The sequence below is a fragment of the Adlercreutzia sp. ZJ176 genome, assembly GCF_011038975.1.
Taxonomy (GTDB): Bacteria; Actinomycetota; Coriobacteriia; order Coriobacteriales; family Eggerthellaceae; genus CAAEEV01.
In genome coordinates this window covers 96008-113964 of record NZ_JAAKEC010000004.1, presented here as the reverse complement: position 1 = coordinate 113964, position 17957 = coordinate 96008, and the positions used below count along the sequence as shown (strand labels likewise).

Genomic DNA, 17957 nt, shown 5'->3' with positions numbered 1-17957 from the left:
AGAAGGTTGCTCTATTGACAATGTGCGTATTGGATAATATTGTGATTGGAGTAATTACCACGTGAAGCGGACGCAATCTCGGGGAAGGGCTAGCATGGGGGCAGCGGTGCTGGAAGCGGAAGCCAGGCGTGCGGGCGAGGAATCCGTGGGGCTCATGCCGCATGCCGCGCGGCGTGCGAGTTTGGCGAACGCCGCTTCGCCGCAGCACCGCGAGACGGTGGAGGACACCGCTGACTACCTCACGCTCATGCACCTGCTCTCGCGTTCGATCGACCAAGTTCTCGTCGAGAGCTGCGCGCTCACCACGTTGCAGTACCGCATTCTGTTGCGCCTTCTGGGCGCGGGTGAGCGCCGCTTGCGCGTGTCAGATTTGTCAGACAACCTCTCCGTGGGATTGAGCACGGTGTCGGCGGCGGTGGCGAAGCTGGCGGATGAGCGCCTGGTGCGCCGCGTTGAGGCGCCGAGCGACATGCGCGTGTTCGAGCTTGAGCTCACTGCGGGCGGCCTGCATGCCATCGAGCGCGCCGACGCGCGCGTGGGAGAGTTCCTCGAGGCGTACTGGCGCTGCCTGACGCGCGAGCAGCTTGAGGCGGCCATCGTCAGCTCGCTTTCGGCTGTGTGCATCCATGGCGTCCAGCGCATCGAGAACGGGCATCACCGCCTTGACACGGCGTTTTTCGACACCGTGATGATCTCGCGTACGCTCACGGCGCGCAAGCTGGCCACCTGCGGCCTTAGGACCGCGGAGTTCCGCATCTTGGTCGACCTATACCTGGCGGACGCCCCCGCCACGTGCTCGCAGGTGGCGCGCCGCCTCTTCCTGAACTCGAGCGACGTGACGTCCCCGATCAAGCACCTCGAGGCGAGCGGCTTCCTGACCAAGCTTCGCAGCGCCGACAACCGCCGCGCCAAGCACCTCGCGCTCACGCCAGCTGGCCGCCAGAAAGCGACCGATCTGCTCCCTCTCGTGTTCGACGCCCTCCTGGAGACCTGTCACAGCAACGAGGAGGCCGTGGGGGTCCACCTTCGAGCTGCCAGGCAGGTGGTGGAAGCCGAGCGTGCCACCATGTTCGCCTAGGGCGGGCAGGGCGCCGCTCGAGGGCGGGGCGCCCTGGGCGACAAGGACCCCGCAGTTCATCCGAGCTGCGGGGCACTCTTGCGTCCCGGTGTGCGGTGCATGCCTCTTTCACGCTGGGCGCGCGGCGCCCTGGGCGTCGGCCGCCTCCCGGCTCGATCTACCCGATGAGGTCTTGGAGCACGAACTTCCACGCCGGCTTCACCTCTATCGAGACGTCGCCCTCTTCGATGGCGTCCGACTCGCTCTGGGTGACGATGAGGAGCCTTCTCGTGCCTTTGTCGGCCTTCGCGAGCTTGACGAGGTTTCCCACCTCGCGCTTGCGCGCGCTGTCCGACAGTGAGCGGGCGACTTGGACGGCCAGCCCGGCTTCGGGGACGTAGAAGTCGACGTCGATGCCCGTCGTGCGGGACTTCAGGTAGTGAAGGCCGTCGCCGAACGCATCGTGCAGGGCGACGGCGATCTCGTTCTCCAAAAGCGCCGAGTTGTTCTTGTCGAGGAACAGGCTGATCAGGCCGTTGTCGGAGAAGTAGTACTTCGGGCTGCCCTCGCGCTCTACGAACTTGGCCGTTGCGTTGCTGATGCTGAACAAGAGGTAGGCGTCGCCCGCGAGGGTCACGTAGTCGATTACGGTGTCCTTGCTCGCGGAGAAGCCGATGCCTTTGAGCATGCCGTGAAGCGAGCTGAACGATGCCTCCTCGCCCACCGTTTCGGCTATCTTCTTCACCAGCACGCGCAGGAGCTGGGGGTTTCTCACGTTGTTGCGGGCGACGACGTCCCCGAGGAGCACCTTCTGGTAAACGCCCTCAACGTACGCGCGGGGCGCGGCGTAGCGAAGGGACTCGGGGAAGCCCCCGTTGACACAGAAGCGCTCGAAGTGAGCGGCGATGGCGCCGGCGCCGCTTGACGCGTAGAGCGCAGGTGCGTCATGGGGTTGGCCGACGGCGTCGAGGTACTCGTCGAAGCGGTAGGGGCTCACATGCTTCGTCAGGTAGCGCCCGCCGAGCGTCGACGCCATCTGGCTGCCGAGCATCTTCGCGTTGCTTCCCGTGAGGTAGACGCGCTCTCCTGCGTCTGCGAGGCGCCGCGCGAACTTCTCCCAGCTGGGAACATTCTGGATCTCGTCGAAGAAGAAAAACCCCCGCTCTTGGCTGAGCTCCCTTTGGACGAGCACGATGTCGTTGAAGTCATTGACGCCGAACTCCGCGAGGCGCTCGTCCTCGAAGTTCACGTAGATGATGCGCGTCCAGTCCACTCCAGAGGCAACCAGGTCGAGGGCGACTTTGTAGAGAAGGGTCGACTTTCCCGCCCGTCGCAATCCGGTGATGACGTAGCTGGCTTGAGGGTCGAGCGCGTAGCGTCGGGGCACGATGCGCGCAGAGCGGATGACCTCGTGTTGGTCGAAGATCACGCTCTTCAAGACGTCGTGGTTCATACTCATCCCACCCTTGCTCAAACTCGTCCGCTATGCTGGACAAATTCTATCACTTTTCGTCCATCATACTGGACGAAAAGTGCCGAATAGCGTCCGGCATGGAGGACGAAACGAACTGAAGGCGCTGGTTTCGCCATGATCGCACCGCGAGGCAATACCCCCAGGGCGCCGCGATGGGCCTCCGAAGGCGTCACGCCTTTGCTTCGGGTGATGGCTGCCGCTCTCTGCGTGTCGCTCACATCGCCGACGGCGTTACCGACAACGGCGCTTTTCCATCCACCCCTCAGGGGATTCTGGATGAAACGAGGCCGTTATCGGCGATTTCCCGGGAAAAGTGGATGCAAAAGGCGCGTTGTCGGTGCTCCGGGTGTTCCGAGGGCTCCGGGTGCTCCGGGGACTCCGAGGACTTCGAGGGCCCCAGGGCAGACGAGGCGCCTCGGCACCTTGCCATGTCATGGCTTTCGCGGCTCGTTGCCTTCGCTGCGCCTGCCGCCCAGGCGCGCGCGAGCCAGTCGCCTGCCGCCCAGGCGCGCGCGAGCCGGACGCGCGCGAGCCATGACAGGGCGGGAGGTTTGTGCGAAAATAGGCTCCAAGACAAGAAGAGCATGTTGAGCCTGTTAGGTACCCGTTATGTCAGCGCAGTTCAATATACGCATCGCCGACAAGGCGAGGGTCGCGCGCCTCATGCAAGACCTCGGCCTCCCGCGCTTCATCGCGGCAACGCTGGTTGCGCGCGGCGTCGCCACGCCGCATGCGGCGCGGCTGTTCCTGCAGCCCTCGCTTGAGCGCGACTGGCTCAACCCCTACGACATCCCCGGGCTGGCCGAGGTGGCCGACGCGCTCGAGGACGCCATCCGCCGGCGCCTGCACGTGGTGGTGTTCGGCGACTTCGACCTCGACGGCATCTCGGCCACCACGGTGCTCACGCGCGGCCTGCGCGCACTCGGCGGCAAGGCCACGCCCTTCATCCCGCGCCGCTTCGACGAGGGCTACGGCCTCACGCAGGCGGCCTACGAGCGCGTGAAGGCGCTTGACCCCGACTTCATCGTGACGGTCGACTGCGGCATTGCCTGCAGAGACGAGGTGGCCGCCATCGTGGCCGACGGCGTGCCCGTGTGCGTCACCGACCACCACGAGGCGGCCGACCTCGTGCCGCGCGGCGTGCCCGTGGCCGACCCCAAGATGGACCCGGCCTGCGAGAGCTCCATCCTCGCGGGCGTCGGCGTGGCGCTCAAGCTCGTGCAGATGCTCGGCGCGCGCATGGGCTACCCCTACCTGTGGCGCTCCTACACCGACTTCGCCACGCTCGGTACCGTGGCCGACCTCATGCCCATGCGCGGCGAGAACCGCGCGCTCGTGGCCGACGGGCTCGCGCGCATGAACTCAAACCCGCGTCCCTGCGTCGCCGCGCTCGTGGGCACCACGGGCGCGGCGGGCAAGCCGCTCACGGCCACCTCGCTGAGCTTCTCGCTCATCCCGCGCCTCAACGCGGCGGGCCGCATGGGCGACGCACAGCTCGCGCTCGACCTGCTCATGTGCGACAACTTCGGCGAGGCGTGCGCGCTCGCGGAGAGGCTCGAGGGCGTGAACGACCAGCGCCGCGCTATTGAGGCCGAGCTCTCCGAGATCGCCAAGGCGCAGGCCGCCGAGGTCTACCACGGCCAGCGGGCGCTCGTGGTGGCGGGCGCGGGCTGGCACGAGGGCGTGAAGGGCATCGTGGCAAGCCGCCTGGTGAACACCTACGGCGTGCCCGCGCTGCTGTTCACCGTCGACGGCGACGAGGCGCGCGGCAGCGGGCGATCCGTGGGCTCGGTGAACCTGTTCGCGGCGGTGGAGAGCGCCTCTGACCTGGTCACGCGCTTCGGCGGCCACGAGGCGGCCGTGGGCGTGACGCTTCCCGTGGCGAACCTCGAGGCGTTCGCGCAGCGCCTGTGCGCGTACATGGACGCGCTGCCCGAAGACGACTTCCACCCCATGATCGAGATCGACGCGTGCGTCGACCTCGACGAGCTCACGCTCGAGACCGTGGGCATGCTCGATCTGCTCGCGCCGTTCGGGCAGGAGAACCCCCAGCCCACCTTCCTCGCGCGCAACGTGTCGCTCGAGCGCTGCCGGGCGGTGGGCGCCGAGAAGAACCACTTCTCGTGCACGCTCACCAACGGGCGCTGCGCGGTGAACGGCATCATGTTCCACTGCGGCTACATCGACACGCTGCTGTACAACGAGTCGGTGGTCGACGCGGCGTTCTCCGTGCAGATCGACGAGTGGCGTGGCCGCCGCTCGGTGAAGGCCATGCTCGAGACGCTCGCGCCCGCGCGCTCGTGCGGCGCGCTCAAGGCGTGCCTGAACCCCGCGTCGCTCGCGTTCTTCGACGACCTGTTCGGCATGAGCGACGAGGAGCTCTGCGCCGAGGCCGACGCGACGGCCGACGAGGAGCCCGACGCGCTCGTGCAGCGCGCGGCGGCCCGCGCCCGCTGGGAGGCGCTCGCCCGCGAGGACGCCGACGCGCTCGAGGAGGCCATCGTGCGCGCCATCATCGGGACGAGCGCGCTGCACCCCTCGCAGCGCGAGATCCTCGACCGCCTGCGCGCGGGGACCTCCACGCTGGCCGTCATGGCCACGGGGCGCGGCAAGTCGCTCACCTTCCAGGTGCACGCGGCGCTGCGGGCGCTTCTGGCCCGCGAGGCCAGCGTGTTCGTGTACCCGCTGCGCGCGCTCATCGCCGACCAGGCGTTCCACCTCACCACGGCGCTCGAGCGCTTCGGGCTCTCCTGCTGCATCCTCACCGGCGAGTCCACGGCGGAGGAGCGCGAGCGGGTGTGCGCGGGGCTGGCCGCGGGCACGGTGGACATCGTGCTCACCACGCCCGAGTACCTCATCTGCCACGTGGGCGAGATCGGCGCGTGCGGGCGGGTCGGGTTCGTGGTGGTCGACGAGGCGCACCACATCGGCCTGGCGAAGGCGGGCTCGCGCGTGGCCTACACGCAGCTCGGCATGGCCGTCTCGCAGCTCGGCGCGCCCGTGGTGCTCGCCGTCACCGCCACGGCGCCCGACGGCGTGGCCGCCGACATCGACGCCACGCTCCCGCTCCAGGACAGCGTGATCGACGAGACGGCGCGCGAGAACCTCTCCATCGACGACCAGCGCAACATCCGCAACCGCGACGACTACCTGGCCAACCTGGTGGCGGCGGGCGGCAAGACCGTGGTGTACGTGAACTCGCGCGAGCAGTCCATCACGCTGGCGCGCCTGCTGCGCCGCCGCGTGCCGCAGCTCGCGCCGCTCATCGGCTTCTACAACGCGGGCCTCACGCGCCCCGAGCGCAAGCGCATCGAGGATCTGTTCCGCAACGACGAGATCATGGTGCTTGTGGCCACGTCGGCCTTCGGCGAGGGGGTCGACATCCCCAACATCCGCCACGTGGTGCTCTACCACCTGCCGTTCAACGAGGTGGAGTTCAACCAGATGGCGGGCCGGGCGGGCCGCGACGGCAAACCCGCGTGCGTCCACCTGCTCTACGGGCGGCAGGACGTGGCCTTAAACGAGCGCATCCTCGCGAACATGACGCCCGACCACGACGTGATGGCGCAGGTGTACCGTCGCCTGCGCGCACGGCAGCGCCAGACCCCGGGCAGCTACTTCTGCATGGAGAACGGCGATCTGGCCGCGCTCGCGTCCGACGAGCTGCACGTGGTGGCGCCTGAGGCGGCCGCCTGCGGCGTGGCGGTGTTTCGCGAGCTCGGGCTCATCGAGACGCGTGTATCATGCAACGCGGGGCAGACCGAGCGCTGGATCCGCGTGAACGAGGGCGCGTCGAAGGTGGAGCTCACCGACTCGGTGCGCTACCGCGAGGGGCTCGGCGAGCGCGGCGTGTTCGACGCGTTCCGCGACTGGGCCCTGGCCCAGGACTCGCAGGGCCTGATCGTGAGGGTCTCGCACCCGATCGTCCCGCGCGGCTGGCGCGAGGGAAACTAGCGGGAAAACAAAACCTACCGCCACGCGGCGCGCTTGCGCGCCGTGACGGCTGAGCTTGACGTACGGAAGGGGGCGCTTATGGGCGCGCAGGGCAACAACGAGGAGATGCTGGGCAGGGCCCGGAAGGGAGTCGCCGTCAAGCAGACGGTCGACCTCATGCTGGGGCGGCCCTACGTCGCCGAGCGGTCCATGGCCTCGGGCGTCGAGGCCGACCGCCGCACGCGCACGCCCGAGGAGCGCTTCGCCGAGCTGCAGGGGTTCACGCGCCCGTACATGACCGACGACGAGGAGGCCATGCTCGAGCACGCCTTCGCGTTCGCTAATGCCGCGCACAAGGGGCAGTGCCGCAAGTCCGGCGAGCCGTTCATCATCCACCCCATCGAGGTGGGCATCATCCTCGCCGATTTGCGCATGGACGCCGAGACCATCTGCGCGGCGCTCCTGCATGACACCGTGGAGGACACCGAGATCACCGCCTCCGACGTGGAGCGCGAGTTCAACGCGCAGGTGCGCCAGCTCGTCGAGGGCGTCACGAAGATCACGCGCATCGAGGTGGAGAGCCTCTCCGACGAGCAGGCGGCCACCATCCGCAAGATGTTCGTGGCCATGAGCAAGGACATCCGCGTCATCGTGATCAAGCTGGCCGACCGCCTGCACAACATGCGCACGCTCGCCGCGCTCAAGGAGGACCGCCGCATCTTCAAGAGCCGCGAGACGCTCGAGATCTACGCGCCCATCGCGCACCGCCTCGGCATCAACTCCATCAAGTGGGAGCTTGAGGACCTGTCGTTCTTCTACCTCGAGCCCAACAAGTACAAGCAGGTCAGCCGCATGGTCACGGAGAGCCGCTCCGAGCGGGAGGAGTACCTCGCGGGCGTGGTGGGCATCATCCACGAGGAGATGGAGAAGGTGGGCATCCAGGCGCAGATCATGGGGCGCCCCAAGCATCTGTACTCCATCTACCAGAAGATGACGAAGAAGGGCAAGGGCTTCTCGGAGATCTACGACCTCATCGCCGTGCGCGTGATCGTGAAGTCGGTGAAGGACTGCTACTCGGCGCTCGGCGCCGTGCACACGCTGTGGCACCCGATGCCGGGGCGCTTCAAGGACTACATCGCCATGCCGAAGTTCAACATGTACCAGTCGCTGCACACCACGGTGATGGGCCCGGCGGGCCGCCCGCTCGAGGTGCAGATCCGCACCGAGGAGATGCACCGCGCGAGCGAGTACGGCGTGGCGGCGCACTGGCGCTACAAGGAGTCGGGCGGGAAGGTGAGCGCCGACGCGCTCGACCAGCAGCTGGCCTGGCTGCGCGAGATGGTGGACTGGCAGGACGAGACGGAGGACTCGCGCGAGTTCCTCAAGTCGCTCAAGATGGACCTCGACAACTCCGAGGTGTTCGTGTTCACACCGAAGGGCGAGGTCATGAGCTTGCGCGCCGGCGCCACGCCCGTCGACTTCGCCTACGCCATCCACACCGAGGTGGGCAACCACTGCGTGGGCGCGAAGGTGAACGGCTCCATCGTGCCCTTGAGCTACGAGCTGCAGGTGGGCGACCGCGTGGAGATCCTCACGCAGAAGAGCGCCACGCCCTCGCGCGACTGGCTCACCATGGTGAAGACGCCCTCGGCGCGCAGCAAGATCCGCTCGTACTTCTCCAAGGTGTCGCGCTCCGACGACCTGCAGCTCGGCCGCGACAAGCTCACGCGCGAGATGCGCAAGCACGGCCTGGGCATCTCGAGCGCCCAGTCGATGCGCGCGCTGAAGTCGGTGGCCGAGGCCATGGGCTTCAACGACCCCGACGACATGTTCGTGCAGCTCGGCACGGGCAAGGAGAGCGCGCAGCACGTGGCGAACCGCCTGCTGAAGATCCTCGTCGACAAGGGGACCGAGGACGCCGAGAAGCCGGGCTTCGGCATGAGCGCCTCCGCGACGGGCATCATGCCGCCGATGCTCACCAGCGTGAAGCGCGCGAAGAAGCACGAGACGCACTCCTCCAACGGCATCGTGGTGAAGGGCGTCGACGACGTGCTCGTGCGCCTGTCGCGCTGCTGCAACCCGGTTCCGGGCGACGAGATCCTGGGGTTCGTGACCCGCGGGCGCGGCGTGTCGGTGCACCGGGCCGACTGCCCCAACGCCATCGACCTCAAGAAGCAGCCCGAGCGCATCATCGACGTGTCGTGGGAGGGCACGCCCTCGGCGGCCACGTCGTTCCAGGTGGAGATCTACATCGAGGCGCTCGACCGCATGAACCTGCTGCTCGACGTGACGCGCACCCTGTCGGAGGTGGGGGCCAACGTGCTGTCGTGCACCACCACCACGCACCGCGATGGCATGGTGGAGATGCGCTTTCTGTTCCAGGTGTCGGCGCTGTCGGGCATCGAGCTCGCGCTCAAGCGCCTCAGTGAGATAGACGGGGTGTTCGACGCGCGGCGCATGGTGCCGGGGCAGTCGATCGGGAAGAGGAAGTAGGGGGCCATGGCGGGAACCTATGAGGTCCAAGGGCTTTGCGTCGACGTGAAGTACCTGGTGATGGGGCTGATCCAGAACAACGTGTACATCATCTCGGACGGGCGGGGCACGATGGTGGTCGACCCGTCGTGCGATGCCGAGCGCATCGTGCGCGAGCTCGGCGGCGCGCGCCTCGACGCCATCGTCATCACGCACGCGCACTGGGACCACGCCGACGGCGCCGCCGACCTGCGCGCGATCACGGGCGCGCCGGTGATCGCGTCGGCGGTCGACGCGCCGTTCGTGGAGCAGCCGCGCGACGACACCGGCACCTCGCACACGGCGATCCCGTGCCCAGTCGACCGCACCGTGGCCAACGGCGACGTGATCGAGGTGGGCGGCATGAAGTGGAAGGTGATCTCCACGCCAGGGCACACCAAGGGCTCGATCTGCCTGTTCATGGTGCCGCAGTTCGGCAACCACGCCGACGGGCTGCCCGTGCTCGTCTCGGGCGACACGCTGTTCGCCGGCACGGTGGGGCGCACCGACTTCGCGGGCGGGTCTTTGTCCGACATGACGGCGAGCGTGAAGAAGCTCGCGAAGCTCCCTGACGACGTGGCGGTGCTGCCCGGGCACAACGACCTCACCACCATAGGGGCCGAGCGGCGCCGTACCTTCGCGCGCTTCGGCTGGGAGCCTGAGTAGTCAGTTCCGCCTGCTCTGACGTTACGAACGACAAGCGGTGCTTTCTCCCCCACGCGAAGGGGGCTTGGCCGAGCTTTCCGTATTGACAGCTATACACGTATAGTATTTAATACGGCAGCATCGTGAAGTCGACTCGAAAGGCTGGGCATGCCGCGAACCAAAAACCCTGAGCTGAGGAAGCGCTTGGAGGCTGTGATCCGAGAGAGCCTCGTCACCAGGGGCCTTGACGCGACCTCGTATCAGCTCGTGGCCGAGGAGGCCGGCATCTCGAGGGCCCTCGTCCAGCATTACTACCCGCGCAAGATGGACTTCGCCGCCGAATACCTGAACGGGCTTCTGTCGACGATCGCCGACATGCTCGGCATCGTCGGGTACGGGACCCCTTCGCAGTTGAGCTACTTGGACGCGCACCGCATCGGATGCCTCTACTACGGCTACCTGCTCAGCAAGGACGGCGGCCGGCGCCTCCTCTACGACATGCTCAAGGACCGCGAGCTGGCAGACGAGCTGATGCGCGGGCACTACGAATGGGGCCTGGAGAACCTCGACCCCACGCGCCCGGCGTTCGAGTCCCGATCGCAGCGCGTCATCGAAGTATGGGGCGGCTTCTACGAGCTGATGTACTACTCGATCAAGCAGGGCTTCGAGATAGACGCGCCTTCGAAGTCGCTTCAGATACTCGAGGCGTTCCATGACGGCGCAGCCGAGCCGTTCGACCTCGACGGGACGCTCGACGACGGGCGCCCTGACGCCCGCTTGCTCGACGAGCTCAAGGCAAGGCTGTCCGGCGCCGCGGCAGCCAGCCCAAAGCAGAACCCCGCGCCGAGCGCGAAGGCACAGGCAGGCGCATGAGAAGGAGCGGAAACGCCGATGTTGACGATGTTCGATGAAGAGATCCTGGCCGAAGGCCGGCTCTCCGCAGACCGAGAGGTGCTCCTGTACAACATCTCCCTGAGACAGGACAACATGCGCACGCAGTCGACCGACCTGCCCTTGTCGACGCTCGAGGGCAGCGAAGCCTACCAGGAGATGATCGCGCGCGGGCTGATCGCCTACGAGGTCCTCAACCGCGGCAGCTTTCCCGTCGCGAACTTGCGCGCCACTCCCAAGGGGCTGAGGTACTGCGTCCTCCACTCCGAGGAGATAGAGCCGAACCGGCGATTCGACATCGCCGGCAACGTGCGGACAGCCCTCGAGCCGGATGAGCCTGACGCCGAGCCCTACGAGGGGCCCCATGTCGTGGAGGAGGGCGGCAGGAGCAGGCTGGTCTTCCCGTCTATGATCCCGACGGGCTTCTCAGACAGCGGGGCCGCCATAGCGCTGAGCGACACCCAGCTCAAGGAGATCGCGGAGATCGGCGACAAGCGCGCCGGCTTCAGCCGCCGCCAGCGAGGGACCCTGCAGGGAAGCAGGTCAAGCGAGCGCTCGATTCAGACCTCGGACGGCAGCGTCTGGCGCTACGTGGTGATAGGCGGCTCTTGCGCGCAGATCACCGGCGTCAAAGCCGCAACGCCCACGTTGAGCATCCCAGCGGAGGTGGAGGACGTGCCCGTCCTCGCGATAGCGTCGAGCGCCCTTTCCGGCAACGTTGCGGCAGAGGAGATCATCTGCGCGGACGGCATCGAGATGGTAGGCAGCGGGGCCTTTCGGCGCAACGCGAACCTGAGAAGGCTCGTCCTGCCGAAGAGCGTCTCCGACTTCGATGCGAGCTGGATCGACCAATGCCCCAACCTCGAGGAGCTCGTGCTTCCCGGAGGACTCGAGCGGATCAAGAGAGGCGTTCTCAGCAGCGGGAAGCTCAAGAAGCTCGTCATCGGGAAGGCCGTTCGAAGCATCGACGCGGGCGCCCTCCAGGGGTCGGTCCTCGCGGAAGTCATCGTGAGCGAGGAGAACCCGTTCATCGCCACCGACGGCTCCGCGCTATACTCTGCCGACTTCAAGCGGATGATCGCCCTCGCGTGCCCCCGCAAAGAGCTCTCCGTGGCGGAGGGATGCGAGGTCATAGGCGAGAAATGCTGCCACGGGTTCAAGGGCCTCGAGCGCGTCTCGCTGCCGGACTCGGTCGTCAGGATAGGCCCGTTCGCCTTCTCCGACACCGGCATGGAGCGGTTCGTAGCGCCGGCGTCCCTCAAGAGCATCGAGGACAAGGCGTTCTTCTACTGCGCCCGGCTCCATGAGGCCGTCTTGAACGAGTGGCTCGAGTCAATCGGAGACGCGGCGTTTCGAGGGTCGTCGCTGGACAGCCTGACCGTCCCCGCCACGGTCAGGCACATCGGAACGTCCGTGACGAGGGGCACCAACATCGTGCATTCGGGTCCTCGCTGCACGTTCGCCGTCGACGAGCGCTCGAAGGACCAGTTCTACGACGGAGAGGGGGGCCTCTACCGGAGAGAGGCCGACGGAGCCCACCTCGTGCAGCTCGTCGACGCGGAAAAGGAGATCTACAGCGTCTACGACGGCGCCGTCGCGATCGAGCCGATGGCCTTCGCCTTCCACGACCGCATCACGCGCGTGCGCATCCCGGACACGGTTCGCAGCATCGGGGAGTCGGCGTTCCGCGTGTGCAAGAACCTGAGGCACGTGAGCATCCCCGACTCCGTGCAGGCCATCGGAGACGAGGCGTTCTTCGACACGAACCTCGAGGAGGTCCGCATACCCGCGAGCCTGGAGTCGCTCGGAGACAGGGCCTTGGTGACGGAGGGGGCGCATTACGGGAGGGGCGTGCCGTCTCTCGCGCGCATCGACGTGTCCCCCGAAAACGACATCTTCTACCTGGCGTGCGGAATGCTGTGCAGAAGGTCAGAGCGCGGTGACTCCGTCGTCATCTTCGCCGGCTCGGAGCCGGAAGTGGTGTTCCCCGACGAGATCGTGAGGGTCGAGGACTACGCGTTCAACAACGCCCGCGGGATAGAGCTCTTGTCCCTGAACCCCGACCTCAAGGTCATCGGCGCAAGCGGCCTGTCGGTACGATGCTGGATAGAGCGCATCCACGTCGAGCTTGCAACGCCTCTGGAAGGCAGGTGCGCCTTCGACTTCCGCTTCCCCAACACGCAGAGCGGCATCCGCGGGATCTCAGTCGGCCTCGGAGGCGCGAACTGGGTGAACGTGCCCGGCATCATAGAGCAGCTCGACATATGCCTGGCGAACGCGCACAGCTACGTCATCACGCGCGACAAAAAGGACGACATCAGCGCCTATGAGCAGGTGAGGCTGATCCTCGACAGGCTCGAGGACCCGTTCATGCTCACCGCCGCGAACAGGACGTCGCTGGAGCGGATCGTCCGCAACAACATCGTGGACATCAGCGTCGACGTCGCCCTGCACGACGACCGAGCTACCTTCGACGAGCTGGTGGAGAGGGGCTATGTGAACCCCGATAACCTCGACGAGATAATCGAGCGCGTCACCGCCCTGCGGGACGCCGCGACGTCAGCCCATCTCCTGGAGACGAAGCGCCTGATGTGCTCAGAGAGCGTCTTCGATTACGACCTGTAGACAGATTGCCTGGTGATGCCATGACCGCCACATCCAGCAGCCTCCCGCAGAAGCTGCAAGACGAAGAGGACCGCTTCGAGCAGGCCCAGCGCATAGCGCTGGAGATCGTCGACGAAGCCCGCGTCCAGCTCATGATGAAGTTCCGCTTCCTCGACATCGCGCTCTGGAAGATGGAGCCCCGGCTCACGGAGAACATCGGGCGCTACGCGCTGGCCGTTGACGGGACGTACGTCTACTACGACCCCTACACGGTGATAGGGCGCTTCGACGCCGGGTTCGACGAGGTCGTGCGCGACTACCTGCATTCCGTCATGCACTGCCTCTTCCGCCACCCCTACGACACGACCCGCGGGAACGTCGAGGCGTGGTGGCTCGTCTGCGACGTCGTGGCGGAGCATGCCGCCATGGAGCTTTGCGGGAAGCGGTTCGCGAGCCCCCTCGACGGGGAGCGCAGGGCCGCCCTGGAGGAGCTGCGCCGCCTCTGCGGGGGAAAGCTCACGCCCGGCAACCTGTACGGCCTCTTCACGCGTTCGCTCAGGTGGGCCCAGGGCCCCGATGAGCTGAGGGTGAGCGGAGCCAGGCTGAACGAGCTCCACGCGCTGTTCGAGCGCGACTACCACCGCGGATGGCCCTCGTACAAGCCGCAGCTGAAGACGGTGCTCCCCGACGATGACAGCTGCACCGTCGAGAGCTCCGACGACAAGCGCGAATCTGACGGCAGGGACAGCGGCTCGGGCGGAGACTCGTCGTCGCAGGACGAGCAGCGCCAGGACGTGTACGACCTCTCCGAGGGGCAGGACGACAACAGCTCGCCAGACGATGACGCCGACGGCAGGGAGGGCGAAGACGCCCCGAACACCTCGGAGAGCTCCGAGTCCGGAGCGAAGGACGCAGACGGCGAGCGCGGCGACGCCGAGACGAGCGAGGCGGACGAAACAGACGACCCGCGCGACGAGGTCGACGAGTCGACGCGAGACCCCGAGGAGGACGAGGGAGAGCGCAGCTGGGAGGAGCTGGCCAAGCAGGTGGAGACCGACCTGGAGACCTTCTCGGCGTCGTGGGGCTGCGAAGCGGGCGACTTCACGAAGCTTCTGGCCGCAGCCAACAGGAAGAAGGCCGACTACTCCGACTTCCTGCGGCGCTTCGCCTCCCTCTCCGAGGAGATGAAGATCAACGACGACGAGTTCGACTACGTCTTCTACACCTACGGGCTGAGCCTGTACGGCGACATGCCGCTCATCGAGCCCCTCGAGTACAAGGAGACGAACCACATCCGCGACTTCGCCATCTGCATCGACACGTCCGAGTCATGCGAGGGGGAGCTCGTCAAGAAGTTCGTCGAGCACACGTTCAGCATCCTGAAGAAGCAGGAGGACTGCTCGCACGAGGTGAACATCCACGTCATACAGTGCGATGCGAAAGTCCAGTCCGACACGAAGATAAGCGACCTGCGCGACGTCGACCGGCTCATGGAGGGCTTCGTCATACGGGGAATGGGCGGCACCGACTTCCGCCCCGCCTTCAGCTACGTCGACAAGCTGAAGCGGGACGGCGAACTGTCCGACCTGAAGGGCATCATCTACTTCACAGACGGGATCGGCGACTTCCCCGAGAAGGTGCCCGACTACGACACGGCGTTCGTGTTCCTCGACGACGGCGACAACTACATCCCCAAAGTGCCCCCCTGGGCCATGCGCGTCCTGATCGACAAAGAAGGCATCAACCGCTTCGAGAGCAAACTGAGTTAAGGAGCCACCATGGACATCGCCACAGCGAAAAAGCAGATCAAGGAGACCGTGAACGCCTACCTCAGGCAAGATGACGCGGGCATGTACATCATCGAGCCGGAGCGGCAGCGCCCGATGTTCCTCGTCGGCGCCCCCGGCATAGGAAAGACCGCCATCATCGAGCAGATCGCCCAGGAGCTGCAGATCGGCCTCGTCTCATATTCGATGACCCACCACACGCGCCAAAGCGCGCTCGGCCTGCCCCACATAGTCCATCGCGAGTTCAAGGGGCTGGAATACGACGCCTCGGAGTACACGATGAGCGAGATCGTGGGCGCGATATACGACTACATGGAGGCAACCGGCGAAGAGCGCGGCATCCTTTTCTTGGACGAGATCAACTGCGTGTCGGAGACGCTCTACCCCTCCATGTTGCAGTTCCTCCAGTTCAAGACGTTCGGACGCCACAAAGTGCCCGACAACTGGGTGGTGGTGTGCGCCGGCAACCCGCCCGAGTACAACCGGTCGGTCCACGAGTTCGACGTCGTGATCCTGGACCGCCTGCGCGAGTTGGACGTAGAGCCCGACTATGCCGTCTGGGGGCGCTACGCCGCCGAGAAGGGCATCCACCCCGTCGTCACGTCCTTCCTGCAGGCCAAGCCCGACTGCTTCTACAAGGTCGAGTCGAAGCCGGGCGGGGGCAAGAGCTTCGTCACCGCGCGCGGGTGGGAGGACCTGGCAAAGGTCATAGCGCTCTACGAGGAGTCGGGGGTCGCGTGCAACGACGTCCTCTTCTCCCAGTTCCTGCGCGACGAGGACATCGCGGACCGCTTCTCCGTGTACTACACCTTGTTCGAGAAGTACCGCTCGGACTACCAGATCAGCCAGGTGCTCGACGGGGACGCGAGCCTTGACGTGGTCAACCGCGCCAAGGACGCCCCGTTCGACGAGCGCGTCGCCCTCCTCAGCTTGATCCTGGACGCGCTCTCCACGCAGTGCGCAAAGGCGCTCGACCAGCAGAAGCTCGTGCTGGCGATGCGCGACGAGCTGAGGGCCGCGAAGCCGAAGCTGCTGGGAGGCCAGACGGTGGAGGAGGCGGTGCTCACGCCCTTGAGCAAGCGCGAAGCCGAGCTTGAGCGCAAGGTGGCGGCAGGCACTGCCGTCAGGGACTTCGTGCGCGGCGAGAAGCTCTTCTTCCGCAAGATCCGCGGCATCGCGGGGGCGTGCTCCGCAGAGGGAGCCGAGTCGGGCAGCGCGGCGTTCGCGGTGGTGAGCCAGACCTACCGCAAGGAGGTCGACGCCATAGGGCCGCTGGTCGAGCAATCCCAGAAGAAGCTCGAGAACGGCATCAAGTTCGTGGAGGAGTGCTTCGGCAACGGCCGCGAGATGATCATGTTCCTCGCCGAGCTGAGCACGAGGAACATCACGACGCAGTTCATCTCGTACTTCGGAAGCGACGCGTATTACGCAAGGAGCGGCGAGCTCAAAGTGGACGAGGCCCGCGAGAACCTGAGGACGCGCGTTCGCGACCTGACTGACATCATGAGCGAGATCAAGGAGGCGCAGCTCCTCGAGACGCAGGCGCTCGACATGGGCAGCGCCGTCGGGATGGGGTTGTCCGACTCGAACGCCTAGCGTCCGCGCGCCTCTCGGCGAGCCTAGGAACGCGGGCGGCGGGAACATCCCCGCCGCCCGCTTGCTTTCGCTTGCAAGCTCCGGCGCCGTACCTTCGCGCGCTTCGGCTGGGAGCCTGAGCAGTTCCGTCCGTCCTGATGGAACGGACGGAACTGCTCGACGCTGCGAACGACAAGCGGCGTTTTGCCCCCGTGCCGCCTGCGCCTTGGCGCCTTCTGACGGTTCTTTACATTTGCTTTACCTAAACTTTACGAAACTGGCTCACCGTCTGCGTAAAACAAAGCGGTTTGTTTCTTTACAATGTTAAGGTACTGTTAAACTTCAGTTGCCTGCACGTGGCGCCGCCGCGTGAAGCCGAACCGTCGGAAGGACGCCTGTGACCATCGAGTGGACCCTTTTCCTTTCTGAACTCATGCAGAACCCGCTTCTTCTGGTGGTCACGCTGCTCAACATAGGCGTCATCGTGGTCAACGGGGCGACCGACGCCCCCAACGCCATCGCGACGGTGGTCTCCACGCGCGCCATGAAGCCCAAGCACGCCATCATCATGGCCGCCATCTGCAACTTCTTCGGGCTGCTCCTCGTCTCGCTCGTGACGTCGGCCGTCGCCCACACCATCTTCTCCATGGTTAACTTCGGCGGCGACGCCCACCAGTCGCTCATCGCGCTCATGGCCGCCATGGTGGCCATCATCGTGTGGGGCACGGTGGCCTGGTACTTCGGCATTCCCACCTCGCAGAGCCATTCGCTCATCGCGGGCCTCACCGGCGCGGCCATCGCGCTGCAGGGCAGCTTCGGCGCCATCAACGGCGCCGAGTGGGTCAAGGTCATCTACGGCATCCTGCTCTCCACGCTCCTCGGCTTCGGCCTGGGGTGGCTGTTCTACCAGATCATCAGCCGCGCCTTCAGCAACGCGAATCGCAAGAGCGCCAACAAGTTCTTCCGCTGGGCGCAGGTCGCGGCGGGCGCGGGCGTGGCGTTCATGCACGGCGCGCAAGACGGCCAGAAGTTCATGTCGATCTTCGTGCTGGCCATCTCGCTGGCGCTCGGCATGGGCACGAGCGCCGAGTCGATGGTGCTGCCGGTGTGGCTCATGGTGTTCTGCGCGTTGAACATGGGCCTCGGCACGGCGGTCGGCGGCGAGCGCATCATCAAGAGCGTCGGCGTCGACATGGTCAAGCTTGAGTCGTTCCAGGGCTTCGCGGCAAGCCTCTCCACGTGCGTGAGCCTCGTGCTCGCCACGTTCGGCGGCCTGCCGGTGTCCACCACGCACACCAACACCACGGCCATCATGGGCGTGGGTGCGGCGAAGAACCCCAAGGGCGTGAAGTGGAGCATCGCCATCGACATGGTGAAGACCTGGGTCCTGACGTTCCCCGGCTGCGGCATCCTGGGATTCGCGTGCGCGAAGATGTTCCTCTTCATTCTGTAGGCGTGTTAAGGCAAGTCGATTCTTCGA

The 17957-nt window shown here is 66.1% G+C and carries 10 protein-coding genes; 9 read left to right on the top strand and 1 reads right to left on the bottom strand.

Going from position 1 to position 17957, the window contains the following annotated elements:
• Nucleotides 1–94: 94 nt before the first annotated feature.
• A complete protein-coding gene (locus G7Y50_RS03195; RefSeq protein ID WP_165054183.1) occupies nucleotides 95–1078 on the top strand; it encodes a MarR family winged helix-turn-helix transcriptional regulator in 984 nt (327 codons plus the stop codon).
• A gap of 157 nt (nucleotides 1079–1235) precedes the next feature.
• On the opposite strand, the gene G7Y50_RS03190 is transcribed toward G7Y50_RS03195, so the two are convergent.
• Nucleotides 1236–2510 carry an ATP-binding protein gene (locus G7Y50_RS03190; protein WP_165054181.1) on the bottom strand — a complete coding sequence of 425 codons (1275 nt, stop codon included), beginning with the start codon at nucleotides 2508–2510 and terminating at the stop codon, nucleotides 1236–1238.
• Nucleotides 2511–3140: 630 nt separating this feature from the next.
• Here G7Y50_RS03190 and recJ point away from each other — a divergent pair.
• The 8 genes from recJ (at nucleotide 3141) to G7Y50_RS03150 (ending at nucleotide 17930) form a co-directional block, all read left to right on the top strand.
• Nucleotides 3141–6485, top strand: coding sequence for a single-stranded-DNA-specific exonuclease RecJ (recJ, locus tag G7Y50_RS03185; protein WP_165054179.1), 3345 nt, complete (start codon nucleotides 3141–3143; stop codon nucleotides 6483–6485).
• 78 nt (nucleotides 6486–6563) lie between these two features.
• On the top strand, nucleotides 6564–8957 hold the full coding sequence (locus G7Y50_RS03180; protein WP_165054261.1) for a bifunctional (p)ppGpp synthetase/guanosine-3',5'-bis(diphosphate) 3'-pyrophosphohydrolase: 2394 nt from the start codon (nucleotides 6564–6566) through the stop codon (nucleotides 8955–8957).
• Nucleotides 8958–8963: 6 nt separating this feature from the next.
• A complete protein-coding gene (locus G7Y50_RS03175; RefSeq protein ID WP_165054176.1) occupies nucleotides 8964–9641 on the top strand; it encodes an MBL fold metallo-hydrolase in 678 nt (225 codons plus the stop codon).
• 192 nt (nucleotides 9642–9833) lie between these two features.
• On the top strand, nucleotides 9834–10493 hold the full coding sequence (locus tag G7Y50_RS03170) for a TetR/AcrR family transcriptional regulator (RefSeq protein WP_255464110.1): 660 nt from the start codon (nucleotides 9834–9836) through the stop codon (nucleotides 10491–10493).
• A gap of 18 nt (nucleotides 10494–10511) precedes the next feature.
• A complete protein-coding gene (locus tag G7Y50_RS03165) occupies nucleotides 10512–13136 on the top strand; it encodes a leucine-rich repeat domain-containing protein (protein ID WP_165054172.1) in 2625 nt (874 codons plus the stop codon).
• Nucleotides 13137–13156: 20 nt separating this feature from the next.
• Nucleotides 13157–14884 carry a VWA-like domain-containing protein gene (locus G7Y50_RS03160; RefSeq protein WP_165054170.1) on the top strand — a complete coding sequence of 576 codons (1728 nt, stop codon included), beginning with the start codon at nucleotides 13157–13159 and terminating at the stop codon, nucleotides 14882–14884.
• Between the two features lie 9 nt (nucleotides 14885–14893).
• The gene (locus G7Y50_RS03155; RefSeq protein ID WP_165054168.1) at nucleotides 14894–16498 is read left to right on the top strand and encodes an ATP-binding protein; all 1605 of its coding nucleotides are present in this window, start codon (nucleotides 14894–14896) and stop codon (nucleotides 16496–16498) included.
• A 376-nt stretch (nucleotides 16499–16874) separates the two neighbouring features.
• Nucleotides 16875–17930, top strand: coding sequence for an inorganic phosphate transporter (locus G7Y50_RS03150; protein ID WP_165054166.1), 1056 nt, complete (start codon nucleotides 16875–16877; stop codon nucleotides 17928–17930).
• Nucleotides 17931–17957 lie beyond the last annotated feature (27 nt).

What these genes read in the sequence shown, in the direction of transcription:
- G7Y50_RS03195 (WP_165054183.1), top strand. Translation starts at nt 95, where the DNA reads ATGGGGGCAGCGGTGCTGGAAGCGGAAGCCAGGCGTGCGGGCGAGGAA.
- G7Y50_RS03190 (WP_165054181.1), bottom strand. Translation starts at nt 2,510, where the DNA reads ATGAACCACGACGTCTTGAAGAGCGTGATCTTCGACCAACACGAGGTC.
- recJ (WP_165054179.1), top strand. Translation starts at nt 3,141, where the DNA reads ATGTCAGCGCAGTTCAATATACGCATCGCCGACAAGGCGAGGGTCGCG.
- G7Y50_RS03180 (WP_165054261.1), top strand. Translation starts at nt 6,564, where the DNA reads ATGGGCGCGCAGGGCAACAACGAGGAGATGCTGGGCAGGGCCCGGAAG.
- G7Y50_RS03175 (WP_165054176.1), top strand. Translation starts at nt 8,964, where the DNA reads ATGGCGGGAACCTATGAGGTCCAAGGGCTTTGCGTCGACGTGAAGTAC.
- G7Y50_RS03165 (WP_165054172.1), top strand. Translation starts at nt 10,512, where the DNA reads ATGTTGACGATGTTCGATGAAGAGATCCTGGCCGAAGGCCGGCTCTCC.
- G7Y50_RS03160 (WP_165054170.1), top strand. Translation starts at nt 13,157, where the DNA reads ATGACCGCCACATCCAGCAGCCTCCCGCAGAAGCTGCAAGACGAAGAG.
- G7Y50_RS03155 (WP_165054168.1), top strand. Translation starts at nt 14,894, where the DNA reads ATGGACATCGCCACAGCGAAAAAGCAGATCAAGGAGACCGTGAACGCC.